This is a genomic window from Bacillus sp. TH30 (assembly GCF_016650875.1).
In the GTDB taxonomy this organism is placed as follows: Bacteria; Bacillota; Bacilli; order Bacillales; family Bacillaceae_G; genus Bacillus_A; species Bacillus_A mycoides.
Genome location: NZ_JAEKEY010000002.1, coordinates 644,708 through 663,259, shown reverse-complemented (window position 1 = coordinate 663,259; position 18,552 = coordinate 644,708). Strand labels below are relative to the sequence as shown.

17 protein-coding genes and 1 pseudogene are annotated in these 18,552 nt (G+C 34.7%); 15 read left to right on the top strand and 3 right to left on the bottom strand.

The genetic code is table 11. The features are described 5' to 3' along the window. Positions 1-26: 26 nt before the first annotated feature. From JFU20_RS05595 to JFU20_RS05590, 3 genes are all read left to right on the top strand, one after another. Positions 27-1,382: an RNA-guided endonuclease TnpB family protein gene (locus tag JFU20_RS05595; protein ID WP_201038425.1), complete on the top strand. Its 1,356-nt coding sequence runs from the start codon at positions 27-29 to the stop codon at positions 1,380-1,382. A 342-nt stretch (positions 1,383-1,724) separates the two neighbouring features. Continuing rightward, positions 1,725-1,859, top strand: coding sequence for a hypothetical protein (locus JFU20_RS30390; RefSeq protein WP_002086208.1), 135 nt, complete (start codon positions 1,725-1,727; stop codon positions 1,857-1,859). Positions 1,860-2,132: 273 nt separating this feature from the next. Next, positions 2,133-3,152, top strand: a complete 1,020-nt coding sequence (locus tag JFU20_RS05590) for an AI-2E family transporter (RefSeq protein WP_061674157.1) — start codon at positions 2,133-2,135, stop codon at positions 3,150-3,152. Positions 3,153-3,198: 46 nt separating this feature from the next. Here the strand turns inward: JFU20_RS05590 and JFU20_RS05585 are convergent, their stop codons facing one another. Continuing rightward, positions 3,199-3,483, bottom strand: a complete 285-nt coding sequence (locus tag JFU20_RS05585; protein WP_002086206.1) for a YesK family protein — start codon at positions 3,481-3,483, stop codon at positions 3,199-3,201. A gap of 112 nt (positions 3,484-3,595) precedes the next feature. Then, a complete protein-coding gene (locus tag JFU20_RS05580) occupies positions 3,596-4,540 on the bottom strand; it encodes an L-lactate dehydrogenase (RefSeq protein ID WP_002064875.1) in 945 nt (314 codons plus the stop codon). Positions 4,541-4,740: 200 nt separating this feature from the next. Between JFU20_RS05580 and JFU20_RS05575 the strand changes: the two genes are divergently transcribed. From JFU20_RS05575 to JFU20_RS05520, 12 genes and pseudogenes are all read left to right on the top strand, one after another. Beyond that, entirely contained in the window at positions 4,741-6,177 is a 1,437-nt protein-coding gene (locus JFU20_RS05575) for a flavin monoamine oxidase family protein (protein ID WP_201038424.1), read from the top strand. A 117-nt stretch (positions 6,178-6,294) separates the two neighbouring features. Next, positions 6,295-7,218 carry a CobW family GTP-binding protein gene (locus tag JFU20_RS05570; RefSeq protein ID WP_201039214.1) on the top strand — a complete coding sequence of 308 codons (924 nt, stop codon included), beginning with the start codon at positions 6,295-6,297 and terminating at the stop codon, positions 7,216-7,218. A gap of 130 nt (positions 7,219-7,348) precedes the next feature. Continuing rightward, positions 7,349-7,954, top strand: a complete 606-nt coding sequence (locus tag JFU20_RS05565; RefSeq protein ID WP_201038423.1) for a TetR/AcrR family transcriptional regulator — start codon at positions 7,349-7,351, stop codon at positions 7,952-7,954. Between the two features lie 14 nt (positions 7,955-7,968). Continuing rightward, the gene (locus JFU20_RS05560) at positions 7,969-9,459 is read left to right on the top strand and encodes an o-succinylbenzoate--CoA ligase (protein ID WP_201038422.1); all 1,491 of its coding nucleotides are present in this window, start codon (positions 7,969-7,971) and stop codon (positions 9,457-9,459) included. Between the two features lie 4 nt (positions 9,460-9,463). After that, complete coding sequence (locus tag JFU20_RS05555; RefSeq protein WP_002064880.1) at positions 9,464-9,880, top strand: MaoC family dehydratase; 417 nt, start codon at positions 9,464-9,466, stop codon at positions 9,878-9,880. Beyond that, positions 9,880-10,875, top strand: coding sequence for a 3-oxoacyl-ACP synthase (locus JFU20_RS05550; RefSeq protein ID WP_001219349.1), 996 nt, complete (start codon positions 9,880-9,882; stop codon positions 10,873-10,875). Before JFU20_RS05555 ends, JFU20_RS05550 begins: the two co-directional genes overlap by 1 nt. Positions 10,876-10,937: 62 nt before the next feature. Further along, a pseudogene (locus JFU20_RS05545) lies at positions 10,938-12,733 on the top strand (NHL repeat-containing protein). Between the two features lie 234 nt (positions 12,734-12,967). After that, positions 12,968-14,185 carry a substrate-binding domain-containing protein gene (locus JFU20_RS05540; protein ID WP_000061988.1) on the top strand — a complete coding sequence of 406 codons (1,218 nt, stop codon included), beginning with the start codon at positions 12,968-12,970 and terminating at the stop codon, positions 14,183-14,185. A gap of 91 nt (positions 14,186-14,276) precedes the next feature. Continuing rightward, entirely contained in the window at positions 14,277-15,050 is a 774-nt protein-coding gene (locus tag JFU20_RS05535; RefSeq protein WP_000149306.1) for an ABC transporter ATP-binding protein, read from the top strand. Next, positions 15,028-15,729, top strand: a complete 702-nt coding sequence (locus tag JFU20_RS05530; RefSeq protein ID WP_002165955.1) for a branched-chain amino acid ABC transporter ATP-binding protein — start codon at positions 15,028-15,030, stop codon at positions 15,727-15,729. The genes JFU20_RS05535 and JFU20_RS05530 overlap by 23 nt, the downstream gene beginning before the upstream one ends. A 21-nt stretch (positions 15,730-15,750) precedes the next feature. Then, positions 15,751-16,611, top strand: coding sequence for a branched-chain amino acid ABC transporter permease (locus JFU20_RS05525; RefSeq protein WP_000382784.1), 861 nt, complete (start codon positions 15,751-15,753; stop codon positions 16,609-16,611). A 49-nt stretch (positions 16,612-16,660) separates the two neighbouring features. After that, positions 16,661-17,614, top strand: a complete 954-nt coding sequence (locus JFU20_RS05520; RefSeq protein ID WP_002165954.1) for a branched-chain amino acid ABC transporter permease — start codon at positions 16,661-16,663, stop codon at positions 17,612-17,614. Positions 17,615-17,752: 138 nt separating this feature from the next. On the opposite strand, the gene JFU20_RS05515 is transcribed toward JFU20_RS05520, so the two are convergent. Further along, entirely contained in the window at positions 17,753-18,541 is a 789-nt protein-coding gene (locus JFU20_RS05515; protein ID WP_201038421.1) for a LysR family transcriptional regulator, read from the bottom strand. Positions 18,542-18,552: the final 11 nt, after the last annotated feature.

Below are 18,552 nucleotides of genomic sequence, written 5' to 3'. Positions count from 1 at the left end.
ACCCCCTGAGAAAGGTGGTGAAAACAATGGGTAGAAAGAAAGCAGTGAAAGTATTACGTAAACAAAAGAAAAGAGAAAACATGCAACGCTTCACTCAGAAACAGAATATCGGACGAGCTTGCCTTACTGCGAAAGAATTTCGTTTACTGCAACGCATGTCACATAGTTCAAAAGCGTTGCGAAATGTTGGATTGTACACGATTAAACAAAGTTATCTGAATAATAACAAGATGACTACTGTAAAAGAAGTGGACACTGCCATGCAAGCTGATATGAACTACTCGGGCGTCCAATCAAACTCTGTTCAAGCGATTCGTAGATCCTTATTTACAGAAGTAAAAAGCTTTTTTAAAGCATGGGAACAGTGGAAGAAAAAACCGGAAACATTCACAGGCCGTCCTAGGTTTCCGAATTATTCTGGTTCAACGGACAAACGAATCATTGAAATCTATCAAGTTCCAAAAGTGGATGATAACGGGTATTGGATGATTCCGATGAATGTGGCATTCAGAAAAAAAATCGGTTCCATTAAAATACGTATGCCTAAAAATTTAAGAAATAAAAAAAATTTCTACATTGAGATTGTACCCAAGCAAAAAGGTCGGTTCTTTGAGGTGCATTATACATATGAGATGCACGTTTCTCAAATGAAGAAGCAATCCACGACTACTAGTAACGCTTTGAGTTGCGATTTAGGTGTAGACAGATTAGTAAGTTGCGCAACAAATACAGGTGACACATTTTTAATTGATGGAAAAAAACTTAAATCCATTAACCAGTACTTCAACAAAATGATACGTAATCTGCAACTGAAAAATGTGGAAAATGGACTTTCAAAACGAGTTGTAACGAACAAAATGGCTGCACTTTGGCATAAACGAGAAAGACAAATAAATGGTTACATTTCACAAACTGTAGGTTTGTTGTTCAAAAAAGTGAAAGCATTCAGTATAGATACGGTTGTCGTAGGGTATAACACTGGTTGGAAACAAAAATCTGATATGGGAAAAAAGAATAACCAAAAATTTGTTCAAATCCCATTTCATAAACTGATTGCAGCAATTGAGAATAAATGTGTAAAAGAAGGCATCCGATTTTTGAAACAAGAAGAAAGCTATACTTCAAAAGCTAGTTTTCTTGACAAAGATAGGGTTCCAGTTTGGTCTAAGGAAGACAGGACGCATTATCGCTTTAGTGGCAAACGAATCACTCGTGGAATGTATCAAAGTAAATCAGGAAAATGTATTCACGCTGATATTAATGGTGCGTTGAATACATTGCAAAAATCAAAAGTTGTAGAATTGGATGACAATCTCAAAGTAAAAACGCCGATTCTATTAAAAGTGCAAAAACGTAAGGCTGTTGCTTTGTGCATAGCTTAGTGGGTGCGTCAACCATCCATGTGTACTCGACTTGTCGGGGCTTGTAGCACACGCCGGATTCATCTGAGTGGTGGCTTCTTCTATAAGGAAGAACTGCTCTTTTTCGAAAGGGTGGTGCAAGTGGGGAAACGATTGTTCGTTTCTAGTACCAACCAAAAACATACTTGGGGTGTTACTGTAAGGTGGCATGAATTCTAGAGCGTCAAACTGTCTAGCGATAGACGAAAAGACCTAGCGTTCTAACTCAAGCCCCCACTGAAACGCTTCATCTCAGTGGGGGTAGTTGACAAGAGTTTAGGGAAGAAATATAAGAAATGATCTGGTGAAAAAGGAAGTGGAAATATGAGTGATGAGAAAAAATATACAGTGGTAGGTACTGATGTCGAGGAAGTAAAGCGTTTAAACAAAAATTCAGGGTTAACGTATAACCAAGTGAAGGAATTGTTAGCGAAGCAAATGCAAAAAAGAAATAATTAAGCTTTTCATTTAGCATTTTTCTAGAGAGTTAAGTGATAGATAACTCTCTTTTTTCAATATGAAAAATCTACTAAGGAGCAACAGTCTAAAAATAGACGTTCTCATAAAATATAGAGTTGATAAAGTAGTTTTTAGAAAAGTATTAGATAAAAAAATCCGACAATAAAAAAGAAAAAAAGGATTCTTTCCAATTAGTAAGAAAGATTGTCTATAGAAGTTCATAAAATGTAATATATCCGATTTCCATCCATTGAAGGGAGAGGTTAATTCTTAATGAATGAAGTGAAAAATTTCTTTCGAAGCAGAGGGTTTCAACGGTTTCTCGTTTTAATAATATTAGCGCTTGTATTGTATGGATTAAAAAGTATGATTAATTTAATATTAATTACGTTTATTCTCACGTTTTTGATGGATCGATTTCAAAAGTTTATTTCAAAAAAATTGAAAGTAAATAGGAAAGTGGTTATTGCTTGTTTATATATTGTGTTAGTGACGTTTATTGTAACTACACTATATAAATATTTGCCTGTACTAACGATACAAATTTCACAATTAATTTATCAATTTAAATTGTTTTTTCAAAACCCACCTGATAACGAGATAATTAAATATGCACTTTCGACAATTAATGGAATGGAAGTATCGAAATATATAGAACAAGGTGTAGATGTCATTTATCAATCGATAGCAAACATAGGAAAAGTCAGTTTACAAATACTACTTTCTCTTATTTTAAGCTTATTTTTCCTATTAGAAAAAGAACGCATTATAGCATTTACTTCGAAATTTAAAGATAGTAAGCTGAAAATTTTTTATGAGGAGATTGCATATTTCGGTGAAAGGTTTGCAAGATCGTTCGGAAAAGTGATTGAAGCACAGTTTTTAATTGCGGTTGTAAATTGTGTACTCACTGTAATTGCACTTGTCATTTTAGGATTTCCACAGCTTCTTGTATTGGCTGTCATGGTCTTTCTACTCGGTTTGATTCCGGTTGCTGGTGTTATCATTTCCTTGTTTCCACTTTGTATCATTGCCTATAACGTCGGCGGGGTTGTGTATGTTGTTTACATACTAGTGTTCATTACAGTAATCCACGCTCTTGAAAGTTATTTATTAAATCCAAAATTTATGTCTGCAAAAACGAATTTACCTGTTTTTTATACATTTATGATTCTTATCTTTTCAGAGCATTTCCTCGGAATATGGGGGCTTATTATTGGGATTCCAATCTTTATCTTTTTATTAGATGTACTTGATGTAAATAATGATGAACCGATTAAAGATAATAAGTGATAGAAAATGACCGATGTTTTCTCTTGATGAAAACATCGGTCATTTATTATTTTTTCTTTGGAGGAGGTAGTTTAATAAAGGTATTTGCAATTAAAGCTATAATAACAGCAGCAAAAATAAAGACTGCGATTACACTAACTCCCATACCTGCCCATCCTCCTACAAGGAAGATACTTATCGGTATTGCTAACAAGCTTAAAATAATTAGAATCAATCCGAGATTCTTATCATATTTTTTAGTTGGGAATAGCGTTCTGATGATTAAGAAGAGGAAAAGTATTAAGGATGCTACAGCTAGTAAGAGGATTGCAATCGTCAAAGAATCATTCATGAAATCACCCCTTTTTATAGATAATATTACCGCTTAAATTGAGGGGGAACTATAAAAATATAAAAAAGCAATCCAATATAAATCGGATTGCTTTTTTGATTGAAAAATATGATTAAAGAACAGGAGCCATTGTTTCTTTCAACACTTGAACAGAGTGATCGAATTTTAATTCTTCCTCTTCACTTAGTTCAACTTCTAAAATTTCACGAACACCGCCGCGGTTTAAAACAGCAGGTACGCCGATATAAACATCTTGTTGGCCGTATTGACCTTCAAGATATGCTGATACAGTTAATACGCTGTTTTCGTTGTTTAAGATTGCTTTCGTGACACGTAAAAGTGACATGCCGATACCGTAGTATGTAGCACCTTTTCGTTCAATAATATGGTAAGCTGCATCACGCACGTTTATGAAAATATCATCTAAATCTTTTTGGTTATATGTGTTGTCTTTTTCAAGAAGCGTTTGTAGTTTTTGAATACCAATTGATACGTGACTCCAAACAGGAAGTTCTGTATCACCGTGCTCTCCGATAATATAAGCGTGAATGTTATGAGGTCCAATATCGAAGTACTCACCTAACATATAGCGGAAACGAGCAGAATCAAGAGTTGTACCAGAACCGATTACGCGTTCTTTCGGTAATCCAGATTCTTTCCAAGTTACGTAAGTTAAAATATCTACAGGGTTTGTTGCGATTAAGAAGATACCGTCAAAGCCGCTATCCATAATGCTACGAACAATTTGCTTGAAAATTTTAGCATTTTTCTCAACTAAATCTAAACGTGTTTCACCTGGCTTTTGTGGTAATCCAGCTGTAATTACAACAAGATCTGCGTCTTTACAATCTTCATAACTACCTTTCCAAACCTTTGTTGGAGCTGGTGCGAAAGGAACGGCATGGCTTAAGTCCATTGCTTCTCCTTCAGCTTTTGCTTCATTTACATCAACTAAAACAAATTCTTCAGCTACAGCTTGGTTAATCATGCAGTAAGCATAACTACACCCAACTGCTCCTGTTCCTACTAATACAACACGGTTAATACCTTTTTTCATTTCAAAATTCCTCGCAATTTCATTAATTTTATTATGTAAGATAATACGTCTTACTTCTATAGTTTCATATCTATTTTATTACATTTTATAAAAGATATTCAAGTAATTGAAAATGTATCCGCTCAATTACTTGAATGAAACATAGGAATCCTGTTAAACGAATATAATTCAGTAAAATCCTTCATAAAAGGGGAATTGGCATGGGGAATCCATTATCGATGGAAGAAATGCTTCAAATTATTCATGAAGGGCTTGCCAAAACAAATAACCCCAAACGGATTACAATTGCCGGTGCAGGGATGTCTGGATTAGTTGCAGCATCTTTATTAAAAGAGGCTGGGCACGAGGTAACGATTATAGAAGCAAATAACAGAATAGGTGGCAGGGTGTATACGATTCGGGAACCATTTAGTGCAGGATTATATTTTAACGCAGGTCCTATGCGTATTCCGGATACTCATGATTTAACTTTAGCCTACATTCGTAAATTTAAACTACCGTTAAACCTTTTTATTAATAAAACTTCTTCAGATATAATTTATACGAATAACAAAAGAACGAGATTGGATGTGTTTGAAAAGGACCCAAGTGTACTTGGATATCCAGTTTTAGATAAAGAAAAGGGGAAAACGGCAGAAGGATTAATGTTAGAGGTATTGGAACCGATACTTAATTATATTAAGAAAGATCCTAATAAAAACTGGATTATTGTTGAAAAAAAGTATAAAACATATTCGCTCGGTTCATTTTTAACCGAGTATTATTCAGATGGGGCAATAGATATGATCGGAGTACTTCTTGATATGGAAGCATACATGGGAATGTCATTAATTGAAGTATTACGCGAAATGATCTTGTTCACTTCAAAGACGAAATATTATGAGATAACGGGTGGAATGGATAAATTACCAAATTCATTTTTACCAGAGCTAAAGGATAATATTTTTATGTCGTATAAAGTAGAAAAAATTATACAGGAAGATAATAAAGTAATGATGCAAGTAACACATGAACAAACGTTAAATTCATTTATAGTAACTGGTGACATCGCTATTGTCACAATTCCATTTTCAGCTTTGCGATTTGTAGAAGTTCAGCCATATCATTTATTCTCTTATTATAAAAGGCGGGCAATTCGTGAATTAAATTATATTGCTTCAACTAAAATTGCGATAGAGTTTAAAAGTAGATTTTGGGAAAGAGCAGGACAATATGGTGGTAAGTCAATTACAGATTTACCTATCCGCTTTACATATTATCCGAGCTACGGCATTCATACACCAGGGGCGGCTATCGTTTTAGTGAGTTATACGTGGGCAGATGAGGCGTTAACGTGGGATAGTCTCTCGAATAGAGAACGTATTCGTTATGCGTTGAAAAATTTAGCGCAAATATATGGAAATGTGGTTTATAGTGAGTATGTTGCGGGAGAATCTTTTAGCTGGAGTCAAAATCCGTATTCTTGCGGAGCATTTACAGCTTTTGAACCAGGGCAAGAGCTTGAATTGTTTCCATATATTACGCCGCCAGCGGGTAGAGTGCACTTTGCAGGAGAACATACGACATTAACACATGGATGGATGCAAGGAGCGATTGAGTCTGGAATTAGAGTTGCTCATGAAGTGAATGGAAAATGAAACGATAATCTAGCAGTTTTGTTTACAAATAGGTATTCTTTTAATAAAATGATAAATATAAATCGTAATAATTACGCTTTGAAGAAATTTGAAGTAGAGAAATGGATGGTCGGTCGAATGAGTAAAGTAGAAATTCATATATTAGGTGGTTTTTTAGGTAGCGGAAAATCAACATTGCTGCAAAATTTATTATTAGCAGAAAAGAAGAAAAATCGAAAAGTTGCAGTTTTGATGAATGAAATCGGTGAATACTCGGTAGATACAGATATTATTGGAAAAGAGAATGTGTTAAGGGAACTTCTGAAAGGATGTATTTGTTGTACGTTAAAAGAAGAGCTTGAAATTCAATTACATTCTTTATATCAACAAGAAAGACCAGATGTAATTTATATAGAAACAACAGGTGTCGCACATCCAATTGAAGTGTTAGATGCATGTGTATCACCAATTTTAGCCCCTTTCCTTGAAGTGAAATCTATAGTAGTCGTATTAGATGCAGTAAGATGGTTAAACCGAAGTATATTAAGTGCAAATGTACAACAGCTATTACATGAGCAAATGAAATATGGAAGTCATATTCTTATTAATAAATTAGATTTATTAACAGATTCGGATAAGAACAAAGTACTTGAAGACGTAAAAGCAATAAATAATCATGCGAAATTGTTTGAAACAAAGTATTGTAATATATCTTTAAAAGATATAGAAGAAGCTGAATTTACGAGTGATGGAGAACATGAGACACTACATGTCAAACAGCATTTACATATACAAACGATGACGTATCAATTTACGAAATCGATTGATCAAGATAAATTATACGAATGGCTTTCGAATTTACCAGATAGTATTTATCGCGTAAAAGGATTTGTGAAATTCCATGGAGATAAATACCCGCATCTATTCCAATATTCGTTCGGCGTACCAACTTTACTGGAGCAAGACTTCGGTTTCCCGACAAACTTAGTAGTAATAGGAGAAGGGCTAGATAAGAAACAATTGGTTGAAGGGTTAGAGAAGGTAGAACGCAACTCTAATTAAGATTAAAAGACTAACTTATTTTTAAGTTAGTCTTTTTTGTATGTAGAAAAAGACGTGGCGGATTTTGTCTAACAAAAATAATTGTAAAATTCAGAAATGTATTTATAATCAAATCTAAGAGGTGATTCAGGTGTCAGAAAAAATAATAATGGATGTAAAAAACCTAACAACAAAAGGACTGGAAACGAGAGAAAAATTATTGTGTGCTGCAGAAGAGGTGTTTGGTAGTAAAGGATATTATGAGGCTTCTATCGTGAATATTACGCAAGAAGCAAAGGTAGCGCACGGAACTTTCTATAATTACTTTCCAGCTAAAAAAGATATATTTGATGAATTGATTCGTAGATTGAACCGTGAGTTACGCTTAATTATTAAAGAAGAAATGAATGGGATATCAAGTTATGAAGAGGCGCAAAGAAGAGGTTTTCAGGCATTTTTCCGATGGGTAAAAGATCGTCCTAATCTATATAACATAGTACAACAGGCGGTAGTTGTTGATGATGATTTATATAGATGGTACTATGCAAAGCTCGCAAATGGATTTTTAAAAAGTTTGTCGGCTGGTATGGAAGCAGGAGAGTTTAAACAACTTGATAAAGAAACAATTGCGTATTGTCTTATGTCAATTGGTCAATTTCTAGGAATGCGGTGGGGGTATTGGGAAGAGAAAGATGTTCCGGAAAAGGTATTTGAAGCAGCGATGTCATTAATATTTGAAGGATTGAGAAAGAGATAGGGGAGTGGGGAAATATGCAAGGCATTGCTTATTGGATTGAAAAACGAGCATATTTACATCCAGATCGCATTGCCGTTATTACGGAAGAAGAGGAGATAACATATAAACAGTTACATGAGTATGTGAGTAAAGTAGCAGCATATTTAATTTACGATTTAAATGTGCAAAAAGGAGAGAGGATAGCTATTTTATCACAAAATAGCTTGGAATATATTGTGCTTTTATTTGCTATAGCGAAAGTAGAATGCATTGCTGTTCCACTGAATATACGGTTAACAGAAAATGAACTTATATTTCAGTTAAAAGATAGTGGAGCTACAGTTTTATTTGTAGAGGAAACATTTCAAAATATGGCACTGTCAATGCAGAATGTAACATATGTACAAAGAGTTATTTCGATTAAAAGTTTAAAAGAAATAGAAGATAGAAAAATTGACAACTTTGAAGAGATAAATGAAAGCGCATCCTTTATTATATGTTATACCTCGGGGACAACAGGACAACCGAAAGGAGCTGTACTTACACAAGAGAATATGTTTTGGAATGCGCTTAATAATACATTTGCGATTGACCTAACTGTTCATGACCGCTCCATTGTGTTATTGCCTTTATTTCATATTGGTGGGATTGGTTTATTCGCATTTCCAACTTTATTTGCAGGTGGAATAATCATTGTTCCGAGAAAATTTGAGCCAACCATAGCTCTTTCTATGATGGAAAAATATAAAGTGACTGTTGTAATGGGAGTACCTACAATTCACCAAGCATTAATTAATTGCGCAAAGTTTGAAACTACAAATTTACAATCAGTTCGCTGGTTTTATAACGGTGGTGCACCATGTCCAGAAGAGTTGATGAGAGAATTTATAGATAGAGGGTTTTTATTTGGTCAAGGCTTTGGTATGACTGAAACATCACCAACCATATTTATGCTTTCAGAAGAAGATGCAAGACGTAAAGTAGGCTCAATTGGAAAACCGGTTCTGTTTTGTGATTATGTACTTATTGATGAAAACAAAAAAAAAGTTGAGATTGGTGAAGTTGGAGAGTTACTAATAAGAGGGCCAAATGTCATGAAAGGGTATTGGAATCGGCCAGATGCAACAGAAGAAACGATTCAAGATGGTTGGTTATATACGGGAGATTTAGCTAGAGTTGATGAAGATGGTTTTGTATACATTGTCGGTAGAAAAAAAGAAATGATAATTTCCGGTGGTGAAAATATTTATCCCCTTGAAGTAGAGCAAGTTATTAATAAACTATCAGAAGTATGTGAGGTAGCAGTAATTGGTACACAACATGTAAAGTGGGGAGAGATTCCAATCGCCTTTATTGTGAAAAAGAGTTGCAGTGTATTAACTGAAAAGGAAGTCATTGATCATTGTCGTTTATTTCTAGCCAAATATAAAGTTCCAAAAGAAATTGTGTTTCTAGAGGAATTGCCTAAAAATGCAACTGGTAAAATTCAAAAAGCACAGTTAGCAAATCAACTGAAAAGTAGGTGAAAAGATGACGATGTATAGTTCCGGTCAACAGGCATCATGTAGTAAAACAATAACGGAAACAGATTTTGTACTATTTGCAGGTTTAAGTGGGGATTTTAATCCAATTCATATTGATCATGAGTATGCGAAACAAACTAGATTTAATCAAAGAATCGCACATGGTTTATTAACTTCTAGTTTATTATCACAATTGTTAGGCGTTCATTTACCAGGAAAGGGTTCCGTTTATATGGAACAAACTATTAAATTTACAGCGCCAGTTTTTATAGGAGATACGATTACAGCTACGGCAACAGTACAAGAATTTATGATAGAAAAGAGAGTTTTGAAATTGTTAACTGAGTGTCATAACCAAAAAGGAGATTTAGTGTTAACAGGTGTAGCGACTATGATGGTGCCAAAAGAAGGAGGAATTGTCTAATGAGAATTGGGATTGAAGCAACTGGTGTTTTCTTCCCAAAAGACGTAGAGACGGCCGCAGATTTATCTAAAAAAACAGGTATTCCTGAGAATATTATTATAGAAAAGTTTGGGTTATATGAAAAACATGTCGCAGACGAAACGATGCATGCATCAGATTTAGCTATTGCTGCTGCAAAGCCAATATTATTACAAGTAGATCCTCAATCTATTGATGTAGTCATTTATTTTGGCAGTCCACATAAAGATTACCACGTATGGTCTAGTGCCCCAAAAATTCAGCATGAACTTGGATTGAAAAATGCTTATGCTTTTGAAATTATGAATGTTAGTTCTTGCTTTCCCATTGCTCTTAAAGTCGCAAAAGATATGCTCTACTCTGATAAATCAATTGAAAATATATTATTAGTAGGTGGATGTAAAGAATCTCAAATTGTAGATTATGATAATCCACGCTCACGTTTTATGTTTAATTTTGCTGATGGCGGAAGTGCAGCTTTAGTAAAAAAGGGAGCTAGCAACGGTGAAATATTAGGCAGTGCGATTATAACGGATGGTTCATTTCATGACGATGTTCGTATTCCAGCTGGTGGATCGAAGCAGGTTGCGAGCTATGATACAGTTGAGAATCGACAACATTATATTGATGTAATAGATCCTATTAGTATGAAAGAACGTTTAGATCCAATTTCAACCCCTAATTTTGATAAGGTTATTCGGGAGGCGTTAAGAAAAAGTGGATTTACTCCTAAAGATATTAAAGTATTGTTACCACTGCATACAAAACGCTCTATGCTAATAGAATTGTTACAGGGACTGGGCTTAGTAGAAGAGCAAGTTGTATATTTAGATCATTATGGGCATATGTCAGCACTTGACCCATGTATAGGTCTTCATTTTGCAAATGAGCAAGGGAAATTACAGCCTGGAGATATTGCAGTAGTGGTTAGTGCAGGTACTGGGTATACTTGGGCAGCTACTGTGATTAGATGGTAGTAAGCATGGATTTTATCAAAAAAATTATATGTTGTTTTTTCATTGTTATTGTGAGTCTAGGGATGTTTGCTTCTGTAGGAAGTGCCTCTGCTGTAAAATATGTGAAATCATGGGGGAGTGAGCTAGATACTTCTAAGTTACTAAGGACACCAGTGGCGATGGCAAGGGATGCAAAAAGATTTTTGTATGTTGTTGATATGGGGAATAATAGGATTTTGAAAATAGATAAGAATGGAGAAGTTGTTGATGCTACAGGAACTTTAGGTGAAGGTCCGGGACAGTTTAATATGCCATTTGGTATTGCTGTTGATAAAGAAGGTAACATTTTAGTTGCGGATACAGCGAATTATCGTATTCAAAAATTTAATGAGGAGTTTCAATTTATTAAAAGTTGGGGCACAAAAGGTAAAGGAAGTGAGCAGTTCTCGTTTCCTAGGGAAATTGCAGTAGATAGCGATAACAATTACTATATTACGGATGAATACAATCATCGTATTCAAAAATATAGCCCGGATGGGCAGTATATTCAAACAATAGGGAGTTATGGAAAGGCGAATGGAGAAGTGGCTTTACCACAAGGAATTGCGATAAATAAACAAGACGAGGTCTATATTGCAGACACTTATAACAATCGTATTCAAGTGTTTGATAAAAAAGGGGAGTTTCAGCGAGTAATCGGAACAGGAATTGCAGGTTTAGGCCCATATCAATTCTACCATCCAAGAGGAATAAATTTTGACTCAACATCTGGATCGCTATATGTAGCAGATACATATAACAATCGGATAATGAAATTTACAAATAAAGATCAATTTTTATATACAGTAGGTAACTTTTTTCAGTTTGTTTATCCTAATCAAGTTTTTCCGGATGGTAAAGGGAATATCTATATAACAGATACGGGAAATAATCGTGTACTTTTATATAATGAGGTAGGCCTAACAGCGGTAATGAAGAAAACCATAGGTAATGAAAGGAATGGAAATACACAATATGCAGGACCTTATGATGTCGAAAGAGACACGAATGGAAATGTTTTTGTATCTGATTCTTTTAATAATCGAATTTTGAAATATGATATATCTGGGAAGATTGTTGCTAAGTGGGGAAGTTTATTTGGTACTGGTGGGCCACTTAGGTTCGGAAGTCTTCCAGGACAGTTTTTTGTTCCAAGACAGATTGCAACGGATCGTTACAATAATGTGTATGTATCTGATTCTGTAAATCATCGTATCCAAAAATTACCAATTTAGGGATAGCGCTTGCTTCATATGGTTCATTTGGAGTATTACCAGGTTTTTTTCAATTTCCATCTGGAATAGCTATTGATAGTAAAGGAAACATATTTATAGCTGATTCAGAAAATCATCGTATTCAAAAATTTAATCCATTCTTTGTATATATGAAAGAATGGGGGAGAAAAGGAAGTAGAGAGGGAGAGTTTTTTCAACCTATGCAATTAGCAATTGATTCAAAAGATAATGTTTATGTTGTTGATCGGATTAATAATAGGATTCAAAAATTTGATAATGAGGGTAATTTTCTTACAAAATGGGGTACAAATCATGGAGCTGGAAACTTAGATCCACTAGAAAATTGGAGAGAGGGTCCAGGAGATCTTTTTTTGCCAATAGGAATTGAAATCGATATAAATAATACGGTATATGTCACAGATACTTCTAATAATCGTGTGAATATTTACAATGAAAATGGGAATTTTTTAGAGTCTTTTGGAAGTTTTAATGGTATGTCAGGGCAGTTTTTCTCACCACAAGGAATAGATGTGGATAGTCAAGGGAATATCATTATTACAGATGGTTTACTCCAAAGAATTCAATTTTTTAAGAAAGCTAATTAATATTGGAGACTCAAAATACTTGTTAGAAAGGATAGAAGTTTAATAGTTTGGGAATGCGGTATAGGTAGGAATAAAATATTTATATGAAATTGTAAAGGTGTTTAATGGAAATCGGAGAAGATACATGTATACTAACAATCTCGTTTATATTATTCAAAGGAAAAGTCATAATTACGGATGGGTAACTTTGGCGTGTTTGACTCTATCAGAAAGTAAAGTATGGGGAGGATCACAATGTCGATGAAAAAACGTAAATGGCTAAAAATGGTGGCTGCTGGTTGTGTTTTAGGTTCGTTATTAATAACGGCAGCTTGTTCAGGAAAGAAAACAAGTACAGAGGATGAAAAGACGATTAAGGTAGGGGTTCTTGCTTCATTAACAGGTCCATTAGAATCATATGGAAAACAAACAGTGAACGGATTTGAATTAGGGTTAGACTATGCAACTGGTGGAACTGGGAAAGTGGAAGGGAAGAAGATTAAGTTTGTTGTAGAAGATACGGAAACGAAAGCTGATGTAGCGGTTAAAAAAGCTACGAAGTTATTAGAAGAAGAGAAAGTCGATTTTTTAGTCGGATCGTCTAGTTCAAGTGATACATTAGCGGTTTTACCACTTGCAGAGGAATATGAAAAAATAATGGTTGTAGAACCAGCAGTAGCGGATAGTATTACCGGGAAGAACTGGAATAAATATATTTTTAGAACAGGTAGAAATTCATCTCAAGATGCAGTCGCTGGTGCTGCGGCAATTGCTAAAAAAGATGTAAAAATAGCAACGTTAGCACAAGATAATGCTTACGGCCGTGAGGGAATTGCGGCATTTAAAGCTGGAGCGAAGAAATTAGGTGCGAATATTGTAAACGAGCAATATGCTGATACAAATTCGACTGACTTCACTGCAAATATTCAAAATATTATTAGCTCAAAACCAGATTATTTATTTATCGTTTGGGCAGGTGCGAATTCACCTTGGAAACAGTTAAAAGATATGAATGTGGAAGCGCAGGGTATTAAAATTTCTACCGGTGCACCAGATATACCGGCATTAAAAACGATGGATGCGTTAGTAGGAATGCAAGGTTTTTCTGTTTATTATCACACACTTCCGAAAAATAAGGTGAATGATTGGTTAGTTGAAGAACATAAAAAACGATTTAATGGTGCGGTGCCAGATTTATTTACAGCAGGAGGAATGTCAGCGGCAATTTCAATTGTAGAAGCTTTAAAGAAAACAAAAGGTGATACAGATGTAGATACATTGATTAAGAAAATGGAAGGAATGGAATTTGATACACCGAAAGGAAAGATGAAATTTAGAGAGAAGGATCATCAAGCGATGCAGACACTTTATTCTATCACATTGAAAAAGCAAGATGGTGTTGATTATCCGGTGCCAGTATTAGAGCGAGAATTAACGATGAAAGAGACAGAACCCCAAGTTCAGAATAAATAGATTGAATTTTCTGTTGTTTTTGTATAAAGAGGGAGTACACCCTCTTTATACGTATTTCTTTCATACTTAAAGCTTTAAAGGGAGGGATTTCGTGACACATTTGCTAGAAACGAAAAATCTTTGCGTATCTTTTGGCGAGCATCATGTTATTAAGGATGTGAATTTAACAGTACAAAAAGGAAAGCTCATTTCAATTATTGGACCAAATGGTGCAGGAAAGACAACGCTATTCAATTTACTAAGTGGACAAATTTCTCCAACAAAGGGTGAAGTATATTTTAAAGGACAAGAGATTACAAATTTATCAATTTCGGATCGTACTCGATTAGGAATTGGTCGTTCTTTTCAACTTACAAATATATTCCCAGAGTTAACGGTACTTGAAAATGTTCGTTTAAGTGTTCAATCATTTGTGCAAGATTACTATAGTTTTTTTCCGAGTTCGGCAAAATTTAAGCAACAAGTTGGAGAGGCGAGACGTTTCTTAAAAACAGTATTACTTCACGAGAAAGAACATGTATTAGCGAAAGATCTAGCGCATGGGGAAAAACGAAAGTTAGAGCTTGCGATGTTATTAGCTTTAAAAACGGATGTGTTACTACTTGATGAGCCGACGGCAGGTATATCAGTTGAGGAGGTACCGGCTATTTTACAAGTGATTGAAAATATTAAGAAACATCCAGAGAGTACAATTGTACTTATTGAACACAAAATGGATATGGTACTAGGTTTGTCAGACCATCTTATCGTTTTATTCCATGGAGAGTTATTGGCTGAAGGTTTGCCCGAAGAAATGATGAAAGATGAGCGTGTACAAAGTGCTTATTTAGGGGGATTATATAGTGGCACTATTACAAGTGAATAATATAGAGACGTATTTAGATCAGTTTCATATTTTACAAGGGGTATCTCTTACTGTTGAGAAAGGAACGATTACTGTACTGTTTGGAAGAAATGGGGCAGGGAAGACTACGACATTACGTTCGGTTATGGGATTTCACCATATCGCACATGGTGAAATTTATTATGATAGTACACAAGTAAATGGATTATCTACACATTTAATTTCAAGGAAAGGAATAGGGTATGTACCAGAAAATCAAGGTATTTTTCACGACCTGACAGTAGAAGAAACATTCGCTCTTGCTAGGGGGAAGGGAGAAGAAGCGGAAGAAAAAATAGACTGGATGCTTGAATTATTTCCAGATTTAAAGCAATTTTGGCACAAAAAAAGCGGACTCTTAAGCGGAGGGCAAAAGCAAATGCTAGCAATTTCAAGAGCATTTATTAATAGTGATGGATTATTGCTTATTGATGAGCCGAGTAAAGGGCTGTCTCCAATTATGATAGAAAAATTAATGGTAGCAATTTTGAAAATGAAGGAAAAAACGACTGTTTTACTTGTTGAACAAAACTTTATGATGGCTAGTCAAATTGGTGATTACTTTTATATTATGGATAACGGAAGAATTGTTCATAACGGTTTTATGCATGAATTAAAAGAGGATAAGGAAATGTGTCACAAATATTTAGGAATCTCTTAACATGAATCCGGGGTGAGAAGGATGGATGTGTTAATCAATTTATTTGTAAATGGGATTTCAACAGGGATGCTCATTTTTTTATTAGCGTCAGGTCTTTCACTTATTTTCGGTTTAATGAGCGTTCTAAACTTTGCACATGGTGGGTTATTTGCATGGGGAGCTTTTACAGGTGTATGGATATTTAATACAACTGGAAGCTATTTACTCGCTTTAATTGGAGCAATTGCTATGGGGATGTTTCTTGGATTCATTTTAGAAAGATTCCTTATTAGACCGGTATATGGAAATCATGTTCGCCAGCTTCTTGTGACGCTTGGAGGAATGCTTGTACTTAGTGAATGTATTAAAGTATTTTGGGGGCCAAATCCAATTGGTGCTAAATTACCGTTATGGTTACAAGGTAGTTATACATTTGAAGGCGTTATATTAATTAAATATCGTCTATTCGTTATTTTAATTGGGATCATCATTTACATTGCCTTACTGTTATTGCTCAAAAAAACAAAGATAGGTCTTATGATTCGCGCAGGTGTAATGGATAAAGAGATGGTTCAAGCGCTCGGTATTAATGTAAAAGCGATATTTTCTTTCGTCTTTTTATTAGGAGCAGGGATGGCGGCTTTGGGAGGCTTCTTATTAGCACCGTATTCAGGTGTTATTTTCGCCGAGATGGGTATGCAGTATGCGATTTTAGCTTTTATAGTAGTGATAATTGGAGGATTAGGAAGCGTACAAGGTTCAGCAATCGCTTCTTTAATTGTTGGATTAGCTGGTGCTTTTACAGCATATTTTATACCGGATTTATCACTTGCAATTAATATGTTAATGTTACTATTTTTCTTAATAGTGAAGCCAACGGGACTTGTTGGTGAAAAGGGGTGAAATGGTGAACAGCACATCGAATCGAATTAAAGTATACTTCGGAGTATTTATGCTCATTTGTTTAAGTGTATTTCCATTCGTAAATGATTCACGGAGCTTGTTAATTTTGTTCACTCAAATCTTCATCTTTGCTATTTTCGCTATGAGTTTTGATGTTCTCCTTGGATATACAGGTATTGTTTCATTCGGTCATTGTATGTTCTTTGGTATAGGGGCGTATGGGGTGGCACTCTTGTTTGATCGGCAAGGAGTATCCATAATGAACTTTTTCATAGGAATAGCAGCCGCAATTATTGTATCAGCCATCGTTAGTTATATAATCGGTATGCTTTCATTACGCTTGAAAAGTCATTTTTATGCAATGTTAACGCTCGCTATTTCCCAGCTGTTTTTTGTACTTGCTGAAAAATGGCGTTCGCTGACTCACGGAGGAGATGGATTTACATTTCGTGTACCAGATATATTCCGTGATCGTTTTACGTTTTATTATGTGACACTTATATGTTTAATAAGCATCTTCATTTTGTTACGTCTTTTCACAAAGTCTTCTATTGGAAAAGTATTAAAGGCAATTTCACAAAATGAACAACGTGTTGAAGCGCTTGGATATAAAGTTCTCCATTATAAAATTATCGCAAGTGTTGTGGCAGGAGTAGTGGCTGCGATTAGCGGTGGTTTATTCGTTATCACATTGCGTTTTGTCAATACGACGGTATTTTCAATTGAAATGACGCTAAATGCATTATTGATGACAATGATCGGGGGAGTAGGAACGTTAATCGGAGCAATCGCTGGAGCTGGGATTATTGAATCACTGAAATACTATTTATCAGAACTAGCATCGGAGTATCCGATTTTTGAAAGATGGACGATTATTCTTGGTTTATTATACATTATCGTGCTACTAGTTTTTCCGAAAGGATTAGTTGGAACGGTTAAGAAGTTGAAGAATTTAAAAAAGAGTAAGAAGGAGAAAAGTACAGGAGTGGAGCAAAACGTGTGAAAAATCGATAGAAGAGAATGTAAGTGGAGTAAGAAAGTAAAAATCCCTCCTTTAAGTAAAAGGAGGGATTTTTACTTTCTAGAAAAGTTATAACATATATAATTCGTGAAATTGTTATTTTGTAAAAAAAACATTGTTCTAGTTGAATAGTTCAATTGGAATCTTTTTATCTAACTCTCGATTTGTAAAAAAATGAACAGCTAATTTCTCTATTGGAACATCTTCAATTGGAACTAGTTTATTATTTCTAATTGGTAAAAAAGCTATTCCATTTCCATCATTAATAAACTCTTCAATAAGCGGATATGAATCTAACTGTTGAAGTTGACGCTGAGATAGGTTGTTTTCTTTTAGAAATTGTATTGTCTTATTTCTAAAAGGGCACTTCTTGTCATTGCTAACGAAAAAAAGTTCCTTTGAATAGTCAATGGTACACTTTTCTTTCGCTTTTAATAAGCCTATAGAAATTGAAGTGGTAAATACTTTTTTAAACGCTGCGTCGGGATAATCATCATAAGTTATGACCATATCAACTTTTTGTTGCTGTAGTAGTTTTTGTAAATAGCTACTACTTTCTATGTATATTTGATAATTCCTGAAATTTTCTTTAATACGCATACTTAAATAATTAGTCAAAATAGATTGTGACGTCGCTATTACATAAGAAGAAGCACTTGTTTTAATTTCATCTTTGGCTTCTTCTAAAAGAGCTAATATTTTATTCGTGTAGTCTAATAAAATGTCACCAGAAGGTAACAGGGAGACACCTTTGTTATCTCTATGTAGTAAAGGCGTTTCTAATTCTTGTTCTAATTTTTTGATTCGCTCAGTTACATTTGGTTGTACATAGCCTAGTTCTTTAGCGGCTTTACTAATAGATCCTTCGTTAGCTACAGTTTTAAATATGATAAGATCATTTATTTCCATTCATTTCAGCC